This is a genomic window from Amycolatopsis sp. NPDC006131, from assembly GCF_040614175.1.
Classification (GTDB): Bacteria; Actinomycetota; Actinomycetes; order Mycobacteriales; family Pseudonocardiaceae; genus Amycolatopsis_E; species Amycolatopsis_E tucumanensis.
In genome coordinates this window covers 1-16672 of record NZ_JBEXTX010000144.1, presented here as the reverse complement: position 1 = coordinate 16672, position 16672 = coordinate 1, and the positions used below count along the sequence as shown (strand labels likewise).

The 16672-nt window shown below is 73.1% G+C and carries 17 protein-coding genes and 1 pseudogene; 7 read left to right on the top strand and 11 right to left on the bottom strand.

What is annotated here, in order from left to right; genetic code table 11:
- Positions 1-273: 273 nt before the first annotated feature.
- Positions 274-1458, bottom strand: a complete 1185-nt coding sequence (gene coaE, locus ABZ215_RS39555; RefSeq protein ID WP_354955771.1) for a dephospho-CoA kinase — start codon at positions 1456-1458, stop codon at positions 274-276.
- Between the two features lie 156 nt (positions 1459-1614).
- Between coaE and ABZ215_RS39550 the strand changes: the two genes are divergently transcribed.
- Positions 1615-1827, top strand: a complete 213-nt coding sequence (locus ABZ215_RS39550; RefSeq protein ID WP_017981917.1) for a hypothetical protein — start codon at positions 1615-1617, stop codon at positions 1825-1827.
- A 55-nt stretch (positions 1828-1882) separates the two neighbouring features.
- Here the strand turns inward: ABZ215_RS39550 and ABZ215_RS39545 are convergent, their stop codons facing one another.
- The 8 genes from ABZ215_RS39545 to ABZ215_RS39510 form a co-directional block, all read right to left on the bottom strand.
- Positions 1883-3001, bottom strand: a complete 1119-nt coding sequence (locus ABZ215_RS39545) for a S1 family peptidase (protein ID WP_354955769.1) — start codon at positions 2999-3001, stop codon at positions 1883-1885.
- A gap of 119 nt (positions 3002-3120) precedes the next feature.
- Complete coding sequence (locus ABZ215_RS39540; protein WP_354955767.1) at positions 3121-3453, bottom strand: hypothetical protein; 333 nt, start codon at positions 3451-3453, stop codon at positions 3121-3123.
- A 1-nt stretch (position 3454) separates the two neighbouring features.
- Positions 3455-4675: an LCP family protein gene (locus ABZ215_RS39535; protein WP_354955777.1), complete on the bottom strand. Its 1221-nt coding sequence runs from the start codon at positions 4673-4675 to the stop codon at positions 3455-3457.
- 292 nt (positions 4676-4967) lie between these two features.
- Positions 4968-5141: a hypothetical protein gene (locus tag ABZ215_RS39530; protein WP_354713656.1), complete on the bottom strand. Its 174-nt coding sequence runs from the start codon at positions 5139-5141 to the stop codon at positions 4968-4970.
- A 103-nt stretch (positions 5142-5244) separates the two neighbouring features.
- A complete protein-coding gene (locus tag ABZ215_RS39525) occupies positions 5245-7563 on the bottom strand; it encodes a LuxR C-terminal-related transcriptional regulator (RefSeq protein WP_354955765.1) in 2319 nt (772 codons plus the stop codon).
- A gap of 30 nt (positions 7564-7593) precedes the next feature.
- Entirely contained in the window at positions 7594-8616 is a 1023-nt protein-coding gene (locus ABZ215_RS39520) for an alpha/beta hydrolase (protein WP_354955763.1), read from the bottom strand.
- 97 nt (positions 8617-8713) lie between these two features.
- On the bottom strand, positions 8714-9559 hold the full coding sequence (locus ABZ215_RS39515; protein ID WP_354955775.1) for an SMP-30/gluconolactonase/LRE family protein: 846 nt from the start codon (positions 9557-9559) through the stop codon (positions 8714-8716).
- Between the two features lie 13 nt (positions 9560-9572).
- Entirely contained in the window at positions 9573-10310 is a 738-nt protein-coding gene (locus tag ABZ215_RS39510; protein ID WP_020423328.1) for a FadR/GntR family transcriptional regulator, read from the bottom strand.
- 145 nt (positions 10311-10455) lie between these two features.
- Here ABZ215_RS39510 and ABZ215_RS39505 point away from each other — a divergent pair, with 145 nt between their 5' ends.
- From ABZ215_RS39505 to ABZ215_RS39485, 5 genes are read left to right on the top strand one after another with little or no spacing between them, the layout of a single operon-like run.
- Positions 10456-11556, top strand: a complete 1101-nt coding sequence (locus tag ABZ215_RS39505; protein WP_020423327.1) for a substrate-binding domain-containing protein — start codon at positions 10456-10458, stop codon at positions 11554-11556.
- On the top strand, positions 11553-12575 hold the full coding sequence (locus ABZ215_RS39500; protein WP_020423326.1) for an ABC transporter permease: 1023 nt from the start codon (positions 11553-11555) through the stop codon (positions 12573-12575). The genes ABZ215_RS39505 and ABZ215_RS39500 overlap by 4 nt, the downstream gene beginning before the upstream one ends.
- Positions 12572-13321, top strand: coding sequence for an ATP-binding cassette domain-containing protein (locus tag ABZ215_RS39495; RefSeq protein ID WP_020423325.1), 750 nt, complete (start codon positions 12572-12574; stop codon positions 13319-13321). Before ABZ215_RS39500 ends, ABZ215_RS39495 begins: the two co-directional genes overlap by 4 nt.
- Positions 13322-13336: 15 nt before the next feature.
- Positions 13337-14506, top strand: a complete 1170-nt coding sequence (locus ABZ215_RS39490; protein WP_354955761.1) for an aldose epimerase family protein — start codon at positions 13337-13339, stop codon at positions 14504-14506.
- Between the two features lie 19 nt (positions 14507-14525).
- Positions 14526-14894: a nuclear transport factor 2 family protein gene (locus tag ABZ215_RS39485; RefSeq protein ID WP_020423323.1), complete on the top strand. Its 369-nt coding sequence runs from the start codon at positions 14526-14528 to the stop codon at positions 14892-14894.
- A gap of 100 nt (positions 14895-14994) precedes the next feature.
- Here ABZ215_RS39485 and ABZ215_RS39480 read toward each other — a convergent pair whose 3' ends face one another.
- On the bottom strand, positions 14995-15750 hold the full coding sequence (locus ABZ215_RS39480) for a class I SAM-dependent methyltransferase (protein ID WP_354955773.1): 756 nt from the start codon (positions 15748-15750) through the stop codon (positions 14995-14997).
- Positions 15751-15829: 79 nt separating this feature from the next.
- Here ABZ215_RS39480 and ABZ215_RS39475 point away from each other — a divergent pair, with 79 nt between their 5' ends.
- Positions 15830-16414, top strand: a complete 585-nt coding sequence (locus ABZ215_RS39475) for a TetR family transcriptional regulator (RefSeq protein ID WP_354955759.1) — start codon at positions 15830-15832, stop codon at positions 16412-16414.
- A gap of 1 nt (position 16415) precedes the next feature.
- Here ABZ215_RS39475 and ABZ215_RS39470 read toward each other — a convergent pair.
- A pseudogene (locus tag ABZ215_RS39470) lies at positions 16416-16672 on the bottom strand (hypothetical protein); the annotation flags it as partial.

Here is a 16672-nt window from a genome sequence, read left to right as displayed (position 1 = left end):
GGGGCGGCGGTTGGGGCGGGGCGGGGGGCGACCCGCCCCTCCGGGCGCTGGGGGGCCGCGGCGGACCGCCGGGGGGGGGCCGGGCTGGGCACCTCCCGCCGGCCGGGCCGGCCGGGCCGGGCCGGCCCGCCTCCGCCGGGCGGGTGCGGTGAATCAGCGGGGATAGCCGCCGCCGGGCTCAGCCGCGGGCGCCTCGGGCAGACCAGGCGCGCCTCAGGTGGTCCAGGCGCGCCTCAGGTGGTCCAAGCGCGCCTCGGGCAGGCCAGGCGGGCGTCAGGTGGACCAGCCCGTGCGCTCAGCCCATTCCTCGGCTCGTCGGAAGCCCTCGTTGACCCAGCTCTGCTTGGCCTCGGCGTAGGCGTCCACGCTCGCGTCGGTCGCGTGCGCCTCCGCCAGCGCTGCCTTCACCTCGGCGTACGCGTCGCGCTCGTCCGGGTTCGCCCGCAGCCACGCGGCGAACAACAGCGCCAGCCGCCAGGCCGGGGTCGCCGTGCTGCGCACGTGCACGTTGACCGGCCGCGCCGGGTCGGCGCCGTAGTGGAACCGCTTCTCCCAGCGCTCGCCGCCGCCCTGGGGGTCGTCCCACCACTCGCCCTCGGCGCGCAGGAAACCGGCGTCGGACAGGACGTCGGCGAACTCGTCGGCCTGCGCGAGCGTCGAGACGGTCACCTGCAGGTCCAGCACGTCCTTCGCGGGCAGCCCGGGCACCGACGTGGACCCGATGTGGTCCACCCGCAACGCGCGCCCCGCGGTCAGCAGCCGCAACCGGGCCAGCGCCCGGGCGGCCTGCGCCGGCCACGTCCCGTCGTAGGGCACCACCTTCGGCGGCATCGGCGGGCGCGGGCGGCGCAACCGGACGTTCTCCTCGAACGGCACCAGCCGCTCGCGCCACAACCGGTCCACCTCGGACAGCACGTCCTCCGCCGCGCCCGAGTTGTCCAGCCACACGTCGGCCACCGCGCGCCGCTGCTCGTCGCTGGCCTGCGCCTTGATCCGGGCGCGGGCGTCCGCCTCGGACATCCCGCGCAGCTCGGTCAGCCGCCGCACCCGCGTCTCCTCGGGGGCGTCCACGATCACCACGAGGTGGTAGTTCGGCGCGTACCCGCCCTCGACCAGCAGCGGCACGTCGTGCAGCACGATCCCGTCCGGCGGCACCTCGGCCATCCGCTCGGCGGTGCGGGCCCCGATCAGGGGGTGCAGGATCCCGTTCAGCCGACGGCGCGAGTCCTCGTCCGCGAACGCCTTCGCCGCCAGCGCGGGGCGGTTCAGCCGGCCGTCCGCGCCCAGGACGTCCGCGCCGAAGGCCTCCACGACCTTCGCCAGCCCCTCGGTGCCCGGTTCCACGACCTCGCGGGCGATCGCGTCGGCGTCCACGTGCACGGCGCCGTGCTCCACGAGTCGCGCCGCGACAGTCGACTTCCCCGCACCGATCCCACCGGACAACCCCACCCGCAGCATGGTTCGCATTAGACCAGACGCCACGATCGGGTGTTCTTTACTCCCTGATCGGTCTGTGACCGGAACGAGATCGGTGACACGCCGCCGCGCTACTACGCTTCGGGCCTCTCGTTGCGTACGGTGCGCGGCGGGAAAGGTCGCCCGCACGGAGGAACGATGACGCAGAGCAAGCACACCGGAAGGCACCGGCTCGGCACGCCGGGTCTGGTGCACTGCGTCATGCACCGCCCCGTGGCGCTGGCGCTGGAGGAGTACCGGCGCACCTGGCTGACCGCGCTGCTGATCCCCGCCAAGCACAGCCTCGCCGGCCTGAAGCGCCGGGCACGCGCCGCCGCGCTCGAGCGCGCCTGGGCGCCGGCCACCACCTGAGCACGGACACCACACAGCCCCCGCCCGGCCGGACGGGGGCTGCGGGTCGTGCCGGTCAGCCGGTGACGAGCGTGAGCCCGTAGGCGGACAGGATCTCGTTGACGGGCTGGAAGTAGGTCGTCCCGCCGCTGCTGCAGTTGCCGGACCCGCCGGAGGTCACGCCCTGCGCCTGGCTGCCGCTGACCCACGAGCCGCCCGAGTCGCCCGGCTCCGCGCACGCGGTGGTCCTGGTCAGGCCGGAGACGGAACCCTCGGCGTAGTTGACGGTCTGGTTGGTGGCCTGGATGGTGCCGCAGTGCCAGCCGGTGGTGGAACCGGAGCGGCACACCGACGAGCCGACCGGGGCCGCGGTGTGCCCGGTGACCGTCACGTTCCCGTTGCCGTAACCGTCCACGACGGGCGTGGGCGTCCAGGACGAGGTGGTGCGGACGTAGCTGTAGTCGTTGCCGGGGAACGAAGAACCCTGGAACGTGCCCATCGCCGAGCCGTCCGGCGCGCTCACCGAGTCGCCCGCGCTGCCGCAGTGGCCTGCCGACACGAACCCGCCCCGCACCGAGAAACCGATGGAGCAGCGGGCGGATCCGTTGATGTAGTAGGCGTCGCCGCCGACGATGTTCCCGGCGAACAGCCGCGGCACGTCGGTGGTCTCCTCGACCTGGACGGGACCGGCGGCGCGGGCCCGGTCGAGGAAGCCCTGCACCTCGGCGCCCTGCGCGCCGCGCACGACGGTCACCACCACGCGGTTGGCCCGCTCGTCGACGTACCAGCCGGTGATCTCGCGCGGGGCCGTGAGGGTGTCGAGGCTCGCCTTGGCCGCGTCCAGCGCCGACTCGGTGTGGGCGACCAGCGCGGTGTCGGCGCCGGTGGCCTCGACGGCCTCGGCGCGGGCGGCGTCTGTGATGCCGACGACCAGCTTGCCGGACGTGGCGTCGTACCAGGCGCCGCCGAACGCGGGACCGGCCGCGGCCTCGGCGGCGGGGGCGACGTTCGCGGCCGCGGCCTCCTGGGCGAGGCGGGCGCCGGCCTGCTCGGCGGTGAGCCCGAGGTCCCGCTGCACCGCGCCGAGGAGCGGCGAGGCGGGCGCGGCTCCGGCGGAGTTCACCGTGGCGGCGAGAACCGAGCCGACGGCCAGCGCGGTGAGGCCGATCGTCCGGACGAGGGGTGGTCGCTTCATGGGTGCCTTCCTTCGCTGCCGATGGGGACACGCGCAGTCTGCTGCGGGTCACGACAACTTCACACCCGCCGTAAGTAGGGTTGGAGAATGTCTCACCCGGCCGGCCCCGTCCGTCCGGACTATTCGGAGTAGCGCTCCGCGAGGTCGCGCAGCCCGCGCGCGGCGCGTTCCGCGTCCGCCGCGGCCACCGGCGCGCCCGGTGCCCGGCCGAGGAGTTCGACCTGGTCGGCGAGCCGCAGGTGCTCCCGCCGGGCGTGCTCGCGGCAGGCCAGGCAGGTGACGCTTTCCGGGCGTGTGGAGGTCATCGCGTAGGGCACGCGGGCACCGCACCCGGTGATGACCTCCACCGGCGCGTCCGCGACGAGGCCGAACGTCGACGCGACCAGGCCGCGGACCGCGGAACCGGCGTGCGCGACGCCCCGCTCGACGTGGATGTGCGGGTCGCCCGTCACCTCAGTTCACGCAGCCCGACAGATCCGTGCTGGCGGTTTCCGGCGCGACCGTGGACGGGGTGGTCGTGGTGGCGCCTGCCGTTTCCGCGGCCTGCTTCGCCGCGGTCGTCGGCGTCGTGGAGGTGCTGCCGTCCCGCGTGGCGGACGCCGGGCCGCCCAGCAGGGCGGTGATGAAGTCGCGCACCTGCACCGGGTCGACCTTCACCGCGTCGCCGTCGTAGGGGGTCTGCAGGCTCAGGCTCTGCACCGGGATGGTGGCGAACGTGATCGACCCCGAGGTCAGGTTGTGCATCTGCTCGGCGAAGGTCAGCACGTCCCAGCCCTGGTCGATGACCACCGACTGCTGCACCGCGCCGATCAGCCCGGACAGCTTGACCGGGTTGGTGAGCGTCCCGGCGCCGAGCACCACCTGGGCCATCCCGGACAGGAACGCCTGCTGGCGCGCGATGCGGTCCAGGTCGCCGCTGGGGAGCCCGTGCCGCTGCCGGACGAACGCCAGCGCCTGCGCCCCGGACAGGGTCTGCTCCCCCGCCGGGAAGTTCGCCCCCGAGTAGCTGTCGTGCACCGCCTGCTTCAGGCACACCGGCACGCCGCCGACGGCGTTGCTCAGCGTGTAGAACCCGGCCAGGTTGACCGCCGCGTAGTGGTTGATCGTCAGTCCGGTGAAGTCCTCGACCGTTTCGATCGCGGTCCTGGCCCCGGCCGCCGACGCCGCGCGCTCCAGCGCCGCTCCGGTCAGGCCCTGCTCGCGCAACGTGTCCAGCGCCGCCTGCTTGCCGTAGGTGTACGCGGAGTTGATCTTGTGCTTGCCGTAGCCGCCCGCGATCTGGACGTAGGAGTCGCGCGGGATCGAGATCGCCGACGCGGAACCGCCGCCCGCCGGGATGTGCACCACGATCATCGTGTCGGTGGTGTCGCCGCCGTCCGATGCGTCCCCGGCGTGCAGCTGGTCGAGCACCTCCTGCGGCAGCGGGTTGCCCTGCACGTCGGTGCGCGAGTCGAGGCCGACCAGCAGGATGTTCTGGTCCACCGACAGGCTCGCCCGCCCGGACGGGACCTGCGCGGACGGCGCGATCACGTCGGCGGTGGCCAGCCCGGTGTCCAGGCGGGACAGCTGAGTCCAGGCGAACCCGGTGCCGCCGAGCACGAGCAGCGACGCCAGCCCGACGGCCGTGTACGCGACCGGGCGCCAGCGGTGACCGCGCGCGGGCGCGGCAGTCACTCCCCGTTTGCGCAGCACCCCGGTTCCCCCTCGAAGATCACTCGATCCAGCTAACACCAGGATCCACGAGAAATCTGACAGTTTGCTGTGAAATCCGGGCCGCGGCCGGTGAACTTCTTGTCACGCGAAGAACCGCCCCGGGGAGCGGGGCGGTTCTCCGTGTTCGGTTGGAGTGAGCGCGGCGGGGTGCCGGAGTTCGCGGGCAGGCTGGGCACGACCCGCCGCGCTCGACCGGCCGGCACGCGAGGGGGAGGGCGGCGCCGGACGGCTGGACTTGTGGACCGGACCGGGGTCAGGAAGCCGCCGTCGAGGTGGTCCCGGCCGAGCGGGCGAGCGCCCAGGACGGTGGACCGCACTGCGGCCGCCACGTGCCCAGGTGCACCCACTGCCGTCCCCAGCTGTACCCGGCGAGCACCACCTGGCGGTGGCACCGCGAGCAGGGCTGCGGCGGCGAATCGACCTTCATGACCACCCCTCCGGTGTTCTCGGCTCCGGTCGCGAATACCAGAGTGCCTGGGCAGCGGGGCCGGGGAACCGGGAGTCCTACGCATCTGGGTACGTAGAACGGGCTACGTATCGTCCTTCGGTGCGGCGCGCTGCTCGGCCAGCCACGCGGCGATCTGCGCGCGCGAGGTGAAGCCGAGCTTGGTCAGGATGTTCTCCACGTGGGTCTCCGCGGTGCGCTGCGCGATGACCAGCCTGCCCGCGATCTGCTTGTTGCTCAGGCCGTCGGCGACCAGCTCGGCGATCTCGCGCTCGCGCCGGGTCAGCCCGCCCGGGCTGCTCTGCCTGCTCCGGCGCGGCGCGCGCGGCCCGCCCGGCTTCTCCGCCAGCGCGTACGCGATCGCCTCGTCGACGTCGAACCCCCTGGTCGCGGCGAACGCGCGGGTGTAGCCGTCGTCGCCGAGCGCCTCGCGGGCCCGCGCTTCGCACTCCTCGTCGAACTGCCGGTACGGACCGGTCTCGGCGACGCCGGCGCCGCTGATCCGCCACACCGCGCTGGACGCGCCGAGCAGCCCGGCCGCACGCTCGTGCTCCCCCGCCGCGCCCGCGCACCAGGCCAGCGCGGTCAGCGTGAAGGCAAGCTGGGTGCGGTCGGGCTGCCGCATCGCGATGGCCTCGAGCAGCAGGGCCGAGGCGCGGCGGTGGTCGCCCCGCCGCCAGGTGTTGATCGCCACCGCCCACAGCGCGTACGCCCGGGACCAGTCGGCCTGGTGTTCCTCGCACTGCGCGAGCGCCGCCTCGGCCACCGCGAGGCCCTCGGGGTCGTCGAGGAAGAACAGCGCCGCGGCCAGCAGGATCCGCGTGTTGCACGCCTGCATCTCGTCGCCGGTGCACAGGAACCCGTCCAGGGCCTGCTCCATCAGCTCGCGGCCGCGGTCGAGCCTGCCCAGGAACATCGAGCCCATGCCGGCGCACTGGGCCCAGCCGGCACGCAGGTTGTCGTCGTCCAGCGCCTCGGCCAGCTCACGCAGCTCGGCGAGCATCGCGCGGGCCGGTTCCTCGTCGCCGATCTGCGCCGCCACGAACGCGGCGCCCTGCAGGGCACGGGCGTGGGCCGGGGTGTCGCGGGCGACCTCCTGGGCCAGCGACGCCCGCAGCCAGCGGTAGCCCTCGCGGACGTAGCCGCCGGCGAACCAGTAGTCCCACAGCGGCCCGGTGATCTCGGCCGCGCGGCAGGCCCCCTCCGGGCCGACGGCGAGGCAGTGCTCCAGCGCGACGCGGATGTTGGGCTGCTCGCGCCGCATCCGGCCGACCCAGTCCAGCTGGTGCGGGCCGAAGCTCTCCGCGCGGTAGCGGCGGGCGAGGCGGGCGCAGTGCTCGACCTGGCGGCCCCGCACGGCGTTCGAGCGGCCGGAGCGCACGAGCTGGACGTGCCCGTACTCGCGGACGGTCTCCAGCATCCCGTACCACGCCGCCCGCCCGAAGGTGCCGTCCCGGCGGACCAGGATGGACTTGTCCACCATGGCGGCGATCAGGTCGAGCACCTCGTCCTGGCCGATCCCGACCGCGGCGCACACCGCCTCGGCGGCCTCCAGGTCGAACCCGCCGGCGAACACCGACACCGCCGACCACACGGCCTGCTCGGCGCGGCTGCACAGGTCGTAGCTCCACGCGATCGCCGCCTCCAGCGTCTGCTGGCGGTCCGGCGCGGTGCGGCTGCCGTCGGTGAGCAGCCGGAACCGGTCGTCCAGGCGCTGCAGCAGCTGGTCGACCGAGAGCACGCGCAGCCGGACCGCGGCCAGTTCCAGCGCGAGCGGGATGCCGTCCAGGCGGCGGCAGATGCGGACGACGGTGTCGCGGTTGGACGCGTCGACGGTGAACCCGGGCACCACCGCGGCGGCCCGCTCGGCGAACAACGTCACCGCCTCGACCGCGGGCTCCCCTTCCGAGGGCACCGGCAGCGGCGGCACGACGAGGACCTGTTCGCCGTCGGCGCGCAGCAGCTGGCGGCTGGTGGCCAGCACCCGCACCGACGAGGTGGCCGACAGCAGCTTGGCGACCAGCACCGCGCACGCGTCCAGCACGTGCTCGCAGTTGTCCAGCACCAGCAGCACGCGCTGGTCCTCGAGGTACTCGGCGAGCCCGCCCACCTGGGCGCCGGCCTCGTCGGTCAGGCCGAGCGTGGTGGCGATCGTGTGGGCCAGCAGGGCGGGATCACGCAGCTCGGCCAGCGGCACGAACCACACGCCGTCGGGGAAGGCCCGGCGCACGTCGGCGGCCGCGCGCAGGGCCAGCCGGGTCTTGCCGACGCCGCCGACCCCGGTCAGCGTGACCAGCCTGGCCGAAGCCAGGAGGCGGCGGGTTTCGGCGAGCTCGCGGCGCCGCCCGACGAAGCTGGTGAGCTCGCTGGGCAGGTTGCCGGCGCCGCGCGAGACGTCGGGCATGCCACGATTCTAGGCCGGGTCCGCTGCTGATCAGGCGGTTCGACGACGGCTCTGCCGCCGCAGCAGGGCCACCAGGTGCGCGTTGACCAGCTCCGGGTGCTCCAGCGGGAAGGCGTGCCCGGCGTCCGGCAGGACCACCAGATCCGCGCCGGGCACCGCGCGTGCGATCGCTTCGCTGTTCTCCGGCGGCGTGACCACGTCGTGCGAGCCGGCCAGGACGAGGCAGTCGACCCGGTTCAGCGCGGCCAGCGCGGCGGTCTTGTCGTGCACCCGGAACTGCGGGAAGAAGTCGGCCAGCACGTCCAGCGGCGTCTGCCCGATCTGCTCGACCAGGAACTCGGCGACGTGCGGCGGGACGTCGGAGGCGAACGCGTGCCGGGGCACGACCGCGCCGGTCAGCTCGCGCACCGGGCCGGCCAGGACGCTGGCCCGCTGCAGCAGCGCCAGCGCCCACGGGGTGACCCAGTGCAGCGCGCGCATGCCGTGGCGGGGCAGGCCGAGATCGCCGAACACCGGCTCCGGGCTGGTGGCGAGCAGCGCGGCGGCGGCGACGCGGGTGCCGAACAGCTCCGGCTCCTGCTCGGCCAGCGCCATGATCGTCATGCCGCCCATCGAGTGCCCGGCGAGGACCACCGGCCCGGAGGGCGTGGTCTGGTCGAGCACCGCGCGCAGGTCGCGGCCGAGCTGGTCGACGGTCGCGTGCGCGGCCGCGCCGCGCTGGGAGCGGCCGTGCCCGCGCTGGTCCCAGGTCACGACGCGGGCGTGGCGGGCGAGCTCGGGGATCTGGAAGCACCAGCTGGCGCCGGACAGGGCGTAGCCGTGGCACAGCACGACGGTCACCGGCGCGTTCGGGTCGCCGAAGACCTCGGCGTGCAGCTCGACGCCGTCGTCGGCGGTGACGGTCCGGGACCGGCCGCGGCCGCTGGTGACCGGGGTGGCCGGCCCGGTGCGGGATGCCGGGCCGATCAGGCCGCCGGTCGCGGCGCGCAGCGCGGTCCTGGTCAGCACGAGCCCGGCCGCCAGGCCCAGCTCCACCGCCTTGACCGCTCGCATCGTCACTCCTCCGGGTGCGCAAACCACGACAGAGTGACCCTCCCTGGTCGCGCCCAAACCCGGGCACCGGGAAAGTACGTATTCCGGTACGGAGTCCTCAGCAGCCGGAATAGCGGTGGGCGGGCAGGCCCCGCACGCCGGGCCGGAGGCGGAACAGGGCCCCGGCTTCGGGCTGCGTGCCCTCCTCGACGCCCTGTCGCGACGTGGTGACGTACAGCTCGGCCAGGTCCGGCCCGCCGAAGGCGCAGGCGGTGACCTGCGTGACCGGGAACTCGGCGCGCGCGACCTGCTCGCCGGCCGGCGTGTAGCAGTGCACGGCGCCGCCGCCCCACAGCGCGACCCAGATGTTGCCCTCCGCGTCGACGGTGAGGCCGTCCGGCGAGCCGATCCCCTCCGGGATCGTCACCACGGGGCGGCGGTGGGTGAGCCCGGCCGCGGCGGTGTAGTCGAAGGCGTCGATCCGGCCGGTGGGCGTGTCGACGTAGTAGGCCGTGCCGCCGTCCGGGCTCCAGGCGAGGCCGTTGGAGATCGTGACGCCGGTGAGCACCGTGGTGACGGCGCCGTCCGGGTCGAGCCGGTACAGGGCGCCCGCGCCCGGGGTCTCGTCGTAGGCCATCGAGCCGCAGTAGAACCGGCCGTCCGGATCGCACCCGCCGTCGTTCATCCGCACCCCGGCGCCGGTCCACACCTCCCCCAGCGGCCGCACCTCGGTGAGCGCGGCGTCGGCGAGGGCGAACCCGCGCTCCAGCGCCAGCACGACCCCGCCGGCGGCGCCCGGCCGCAGCGCCGCCGCGACCGAGCCGACGTGGTGGCGGCGGACCTCGTCGCCGTCGAGTTCGAGCACGTCCCCGGCGAGCATGTCCACCCAGCGCACGCCCGGCCACTCCGGCGCCCACACCGGACCTTCACCGTGCGCGGCAACCGGTTCCGTCACCTGGTCCACTGTGGACACCACGTCAGTCCCCCTCGGTCGTCATCCGCCGCACCGCGTCGGTGGTGGTCTCGATCAGCTTCCGCATCGCCCGCGCGGCCGCGGCCGGGCGGCGGGCGCGGACCGCCACGAGCACCGCCTGGTGCAGCGGCAGCGTCGCGGCCACCCCGCCGGGCGCGTGCGAGCTGGCCGCCAGGCCGTGGTGCAGGCTCGCCTCCAGCAGCCGGCCCAGCTGCTCGACGAGCTGGTTGCCGCTCGCGCGCAGCAGGGTCAGGTGGAAGGCCAGATCGGCCTCGACGAACGCGGCCGAGTCGGCGTCGACCCGGCCCGCCTCCTCCGCCATCCGGGCGCAAGCGCTTTCCAGCACGGCGAGCTGCTCGTCCGTCGCGCGCTCGGCGGCCAGCTGCGCGGCGCCGGGCTCGACCATCAGCCGCAGCTCGAGCAGGTCGCGCAGGAAGGCCGCGTCGGAGAGCTGGCCGTGCCAGCTGATCACCTCGCGGTCCATCAGGTTCCACTGCTCGCGCGGCAGCACCCGGGTGCCGAGGCGGGGCCGCGGCTCGACCAGCCCCTTGGCGGCCAGCGCCTTGACCGCCTCGCGCACGCCGCCGCGGCTGACGTTCAGCTGGGCCGCCAGGTCGGCCTCGTTGGGCAGCTGGCTACCGTGGGCGAGCTCGCCGGACACGATGCGCCGCCCCAGCCACTCCACGACCTGGCCGTGGAGGGTGCGGTGCCGCCCGAGCGGCCCGCTCTGACTCCTGCTCACGGAGTAATCCTCAAATCATTGATCCATAAAGTCAATGTGCCCATCACACGACAGGGGTTGACTGTATCGACGAATCATCCAATCATTCATGCAGGTTCTTGGTTCGATATCCCAGCTCCCCGACGACGTGGATGGGTGGTCCCCCATGACCGACGACCAGATCAGCCTCACCTCCCGGCGGAGCGCCCTGAAGTACCTGGGGGCTGGCGGCGGAGCCGTGGCCGCCTCGGCCCTGCTGGCCGCCTGCCAAGGCGTTCGCGACAGCCCGGAATCGGGCGGTGGCGGCGCGTTCCCGGACACTCCGGACTGGCGCTTCGTCTTCGTCAACCATGTCACGACCAACTCGTTCTTCGTGCCGACCCGGACCGGGATGGCCGACGCGGCCCGGCTGGTCGGCATTCCCGAGCCACAGTGGACCGGCTCCGCCGACGGCAACGTGTCCGAGATGGCCAACGCGTTCTCCACGGCGATCAACGGCGGGGTCGACGGCATCGCGATCGCGCTGACCGACGACAACGCGTTCGTCGAGCCCACCAAGCGCGCCTTCGAGCGCGGCATCCCGGTGATCGCCTACAACGCGACCGCCGCGGGAAACCACCCGCTGACCTACGTCGGGCAGGACCTCTACCAGTCCGGTTTCCTGATGGGACAACGGATCGCGCGGGACATCACGTCCGGGCTGATCCTGGTCGGCATCTCCCAGCCCGGCGGCAACAACGTGCAGCCGCGGCTGGACGGCATCACCGACGCGCTGCGGCAGGCCGCCCCGGGCGTGACCGTGCTGCCGATCAACACCGGCGCGGAGCAGGCCGCCGAGCTCAACGCCATCACCGCCGCCTACGACGGGCACCGGGACGCGAAGGGCGTGTACGCGGTCGACGCGGGCAGCACGGCTTCGATCGCGCAGCTGTTCACCAGCCGCGGCCTGCAGGGGCAGGTGCGGGCCGGCGGGTACGACACGCTGACCGACACCCTGCGGGGCGTCCAGTCCGGCGCGCTGGACTTCACCATCGACCAGTCGGCGTACCTGCAGGGCTTCCTGTCCGTGCTCTACCTCTACCTCTACCGCGTGTCGGGCACGCTGGTCACGCCACCGTTCACCGACACCGGGCTCACGTTCGTCACCAGGGACAACGTCGGGCCGTACCTGACCGCGGACAGCAAGTTCGAGGGCGGCGCCAAGGCCGATCTGGTGCCGATGCCGTCCTCCATCCCGCTGCCGCCCGCGACCGGGCAGGCGCGATGACGAAAGCGCTTCCCGACCAGCGCCCGGCCGCGGCCCGCGCGCGTGGCGGCGCCGGGTTCCTGCCCGGCCTGATCCGGGTCAAGGAGCTGAGCATCCTGCTGGTGACGATCGCCGCGGCGATCTACTTCGCCCTCACCAGCGGGCCCGGGTTCACCACGACGGACAACTACCACACCATCGCCCAGTACGTGGCGCCGTGGGCGATCGTCGCTGCGGGCGAGGTGATGGTGCTGATCTGCGGGCAGATCGACCTCTCCGCCGGGTTCGTGTTCACGCTGTCGCCGTTCGTGCTGGTGCTGTTCCACAACAACGGTTTCCCGCTGCTGCTCGCCGTCATCGGGGCGATCGTGGTCAGCGGCGCCATCGGGATGGTGAACGGGCTGATCCACACGGTGTTCGGCCTGTCCTCGTTCATCACCACCCTCGGCATGGCGTTCCTGTTGTGGGGCCTGTCGCTGGTCATCTCCGGCGGCTCCCCGGTGAGCGCGCCCGCGGACGGCTGGGTGATGGACGTCTTCGGCGCGTGGGGCTGGTCGGAGTTCGTGTGGGCGGTGGTGGTCGTGGTGGTCATGCAGGTGGTGCTGTCCACGACCCGGTTCGGCATCGCCACGCAGGCCACCGGCGGCAACCCGGTCGGGGCGGCCGAGGCCGGCATCCGCACGAACCGGATCAAGGTGGTCAACTTCGCGATCGTCGGCGCGCTGGCCGGGCTGGCCGGGATCCTGCAGGGCACCCGGGTGGGCTCCTACGACCCGACCAACGGCGGGTTCAACGTGATGTTCTACGCCGTGGCGGCGGCGGTGATCGGCGGGACCGCGCTGCTCGGCGGGTCCGGCACGGTGGTCGGGGCGTTCCTCGGCGCGCTGCTGCTCGGGCTCGTCTACGACGGGTTCAACCTGACCGGCATCAGCGCCAACGCGTTCTACCTGGTGCTCGGGGTCGCGATCCTGGTCGCGGCGCTGCTCAACGTGTACGTGTCGGTGATGCGCAAACGGCTCGGATCGAGGGGGCGGCCGTGACCGAGGTGATTCGCGCCGAGCACATCGGCAAGCGGTTCGGGCCGGTGCGGGCGCTGTCGGACGTCAGCCTGCACGTGTCGGCGGGCGAGGTCCTGGGCCTGATCGGCGACAACGGCGCGGGCAAGTCCACGTTGATCAAGATCCTCACCGGCTTCCACCAGCCGGACAGCGGGCGGCTGCTGTTCGAGGGACAGCCGGTGCAGCTGAAGTCGGTGACGCACGCCCGATCGCTGGGGATCGAGACGGTCTTCCAGGACCTGGCGATGGTGAACGACCTGCCGGTGTACCTGAACCTGCACCTCAACAAGGAACTGGTGCACCGGCCGCTGCCGTTCCTGAAGCGGCGGGAGATGAAACGGCGCGCGCGGGAGGCGCTCGACGAGATCGGCATCAGCATCCCGTCGGTGACCGCCGAGGTCGGTCAGCTCTCCGGCGGGCAGCGGCAGGCGATCGCGGTCGCCCGCTCGGTGTTCACCCGCAACACCAAGCTGCTGCTGCTCGACGAGCCGCTCGCCGCGATGGGCGCCAAGGAGGGCGGGCTGATCCTGCGGCTGCTCGCCCAGCTCAAACAACGCGGCGACCTCGCGATCATCCTGATCGCACACAACTACAGCCAGGTCGTGGACGTGTGCGACCGGGTCAACCTGCTCCAGCACGGCGAGATCACGTTCGACAAACCGTCCCGGGACACCTCGGTGGCCGAGCTGCTCGAGCTCGTGCACGCCGAGTACCGGCTCCAGCAGTGACCGAGGAGTGCCCTCATGCGAAGACTCGTTCCGATCGCGTGCGCCACCATCCTTTCCGCGGCGGTAGGGTTGCCCGCCGTGACCTCCTCCGCCGCCCCGCGGCCCACGGCTCCGGCGATCTCGAAGGAAGCGTTCGGCAGCGTCGGCGGCCAGTCCGTCGAGCGGTACACGCTGACCAGCGGCAACGGGATGCGGGTGCGGATCCTGACCTACGGCGGCACCATCCAGACGCTGGAGGCGCCCGACAAGCGCGGGCGCCCCGCGAACATCGTGCTCGGGTTCCCCACCCTGGCCGACTACGTGGCGAAGAACAGCCCGGCCGAAGGCGGCGGACCGTACTTCGGCTCGCTGATCGGCCGCTACGCCAACCGGATCGCCGGCGGCCGGTTCACCCTGGACGGGGTCGAGTACCAGGTGCCGGTCAACAACAACGGCAACAGCCTGCACGGCGGCACCGCCGGGTTCGACGACAAGGTGTGGTCCGCCACCGAGGTGCGTGAGCCGGGCAAGGCCGGGCTGCGGCTGAGCCTGGTCAGCCCCGACGGCGACCAGGGCTACCCCGGCACGCTGACCACGACCGTGACGTACACAGTGGACAGCCGCAACCGGCTCACCGTCGACTACCGCGCCACCACCGACAAGCCGACCGTGGTGAACCTGACCAACCACACGTACTGGAACCTGGCGGGCGAGTCCTCCGGCGACATCTACGACCAGACCCTGCGCATCGACGCCGACCGCTACACCCCCACCGACGCGACCCAGATCCCGACAGGTGAGCTGGCCCCGGTGGCAGGCACCCCGTTCGACTTCCGCCGCCCGGTGCCGATCGGCGCGCGCATCGCGGAGAACGACCCGCAGTTGCTGATCGGCCAGGGCTACGACCACAACTGGGCGCTGAACTCCTCCGGCCGTCTGGCGCCGGCGGCCCGTGCCGCGGACCCGGCGAGCGGCCGCGTCCTCACCGTCTACACCACCGAGCCGGGAATCCAGTTCTACTCGGGCAACTTCCTGACCGGCACGCTCGTCGGCACCGGCGGGAAGGCCTACCGGCAGAGCTACGGCTTCGCGCTGGAGACGCAGCACTTCCCGGATTCGCCCAACCAGCCCGGGTTCCCCAGCACCGTGCTGCGGCCCGGAGAGGTGTACCACACCACGACCGTCTTCGCCCTGAGCACCGAGTGAGCCGGATAGGCTCCGGGGCATGGACGCCCGCGAATTCGCCGAAAACTGGGTCAAGGCCTGGAACGCACACGACCTCGACGCGCTGCTGGCGCACTTCACCGAGGACGTGGTGTTCACCTCACCGGTCGCGGCGCAGCTCACCGGAACCGCGGTGATCCGCGGCAAGGACGCCCTGCGCGCCTACTGGAGCGAAGGCCTGCGCCGCATCCCGGACCTGCGCTTCGAGGTGGTCGGCGTGTACTCCGGTGTGGACACCGTGGTCATCAACTACCGCAACCAGAAGGGCGGGCTCGTCAGCGAGGTGCTGCACTTCGACGGCCCCCTCGTCCGCGAGGGCCACGGCACCTACCTCGGCGACGACACCAACCCCGCCGGCGCGAAGGACTGAAGAAAGTGTTCGTCGACGGCCTGCGTGGCGGTGCGGGTAGCGGAACCTGAGGCGGTGCAAGCTGCTCAGGTGGCAAGGCGGCTCCGCCGCTCAAGACGACCTATGCGCGCACGGCGACCACCGCGAGCGTGGTGAACGTCTTCGTGAAGGAGCCGCCCAGGTCGTCGATCGCCGCGCCGACCGCGGTCAGGATCTCCCGCTGCGCCGCGGCGGGCAGGCGGGTCAGGCCGCCGGTCGTGGGGAGCAGGTCCAGCCACTCCGCGCGGGTGTAGGTGCGTTCCCAGTCGAACCGCAGGTGCTCCGGTTCGGCGAACGCCCCGGTCTTCCGGAACGTCCCGGCGAACCGCTCGAACCCGGCGCGGTACGCCGCCACCGCGTCGCCGGCAGGTTGCCCGGCGAACGGCGAGTCGGGCACCACCCGCCGGAACACCTCGGCGAACGCCTCCGCCACCGCGGGCGGCGGTTCGAAGACGTGCGCGAACACCGCCAGCGGCCCGCCCGGCCGCAGCACCGCCGCCGCCTTCGCCGCGCCCGCATCCGGCGCCACCCAGTGCCACGCCTGCCCCGCCACCACGGCGTCGAACTCGCGGCCCGCCGGGTCCCAGTCCTCGAAGGTAGCGACCTCGACCTCGATCCCGCCGCGGCGCGCGAACTCCGCCATCCGCGGATCCGGGTCGACCCCGAGCACGCGGCAGCCCGCCGCCCGGAACTGCCGGGCCTCGATGCCGGTGCCGCAGCCGACATCCAGGACCACCGGCCCTGGGCTCGCCGCGACGACGCGCTCGATCAGCGCGTCCGGGTAGGGCGGCCGGGCGCGGTCGTAGCGGCCGGCGTCGATCCCGAACGACTCGGCCATCTCCCTGGCCTGATGCGAAGTGGGCATGCGCCCACCTTAGTGGGCAAGCGCCCACAAGGGCAAGGAGGACAATGGCCGCATGCCAACCGGGGTGCACATCCGCGACGCGCGCCAGCAGTTGTTCGACGCCGCCGAGCGCGTTCTGCTCCGCGACGGCGCGGCCGCGCTGACCAGCCGCGCCGTCACCGCCGAAGCGGGCGTCGCCAAGGGCGTGCTGCACCGGCACTTCGCCGACTTCGACGCCTTCCTCGCCGAGCTCGTCCAGGACCGCGTCCGGCGCATCGGCGACCAGAGCGCGATGCTGCGCGCGTCGGCGGGCACCGGCACCGTCACGGGCAACCTCACCGCGGCCCTGACCGAGCTGTTCGACCCGGTCGCCGTCGGCATCGTCGGTCTGGTGGTCTTCCGCGACGAGCTGCGGGCCCGGCTCGGGCGCGGCATCCCGGTCCTCGCCGACGCGGCGGCCATGCTCGCCGGTTACCTGACCGAGGAACGCGCCCAGGGCCGCATCGCCGCCGACGCCGACGTCGACTCGCTCGCGCTCGCCCTGATCGGCGCCGGCCACCTGCTCTTCGCCGACCGCGCGAACCGCCCCGCGGCCGGCGAGGTCGGCCGGGTCGTGGAGACCGTCGTCGCGGACGTCCTGCAGCGCCGCCTGCTCTGACTCACCGGCTCAGCCGCCGCACGGCGATGCTCGCGCCGAGGACGAGCACCAGCACGGTGAAGGACCACCCGCGCTTCTCCTCGGTCCGCTCCTGTGTGGACACCTGCTCGACCGGTTTCTTCGTGGTCACCGGACGGCGCTTCGTGGTGGACAGTGGCGGCGGGACCGCCGGCGGCGCCGGGCGCCCACGATTCCGCTGGTGGTCGCCGACGACATTCGCTACCTGCGGCTGGGGATCGTCGCCGCGTTGTGGGCGGC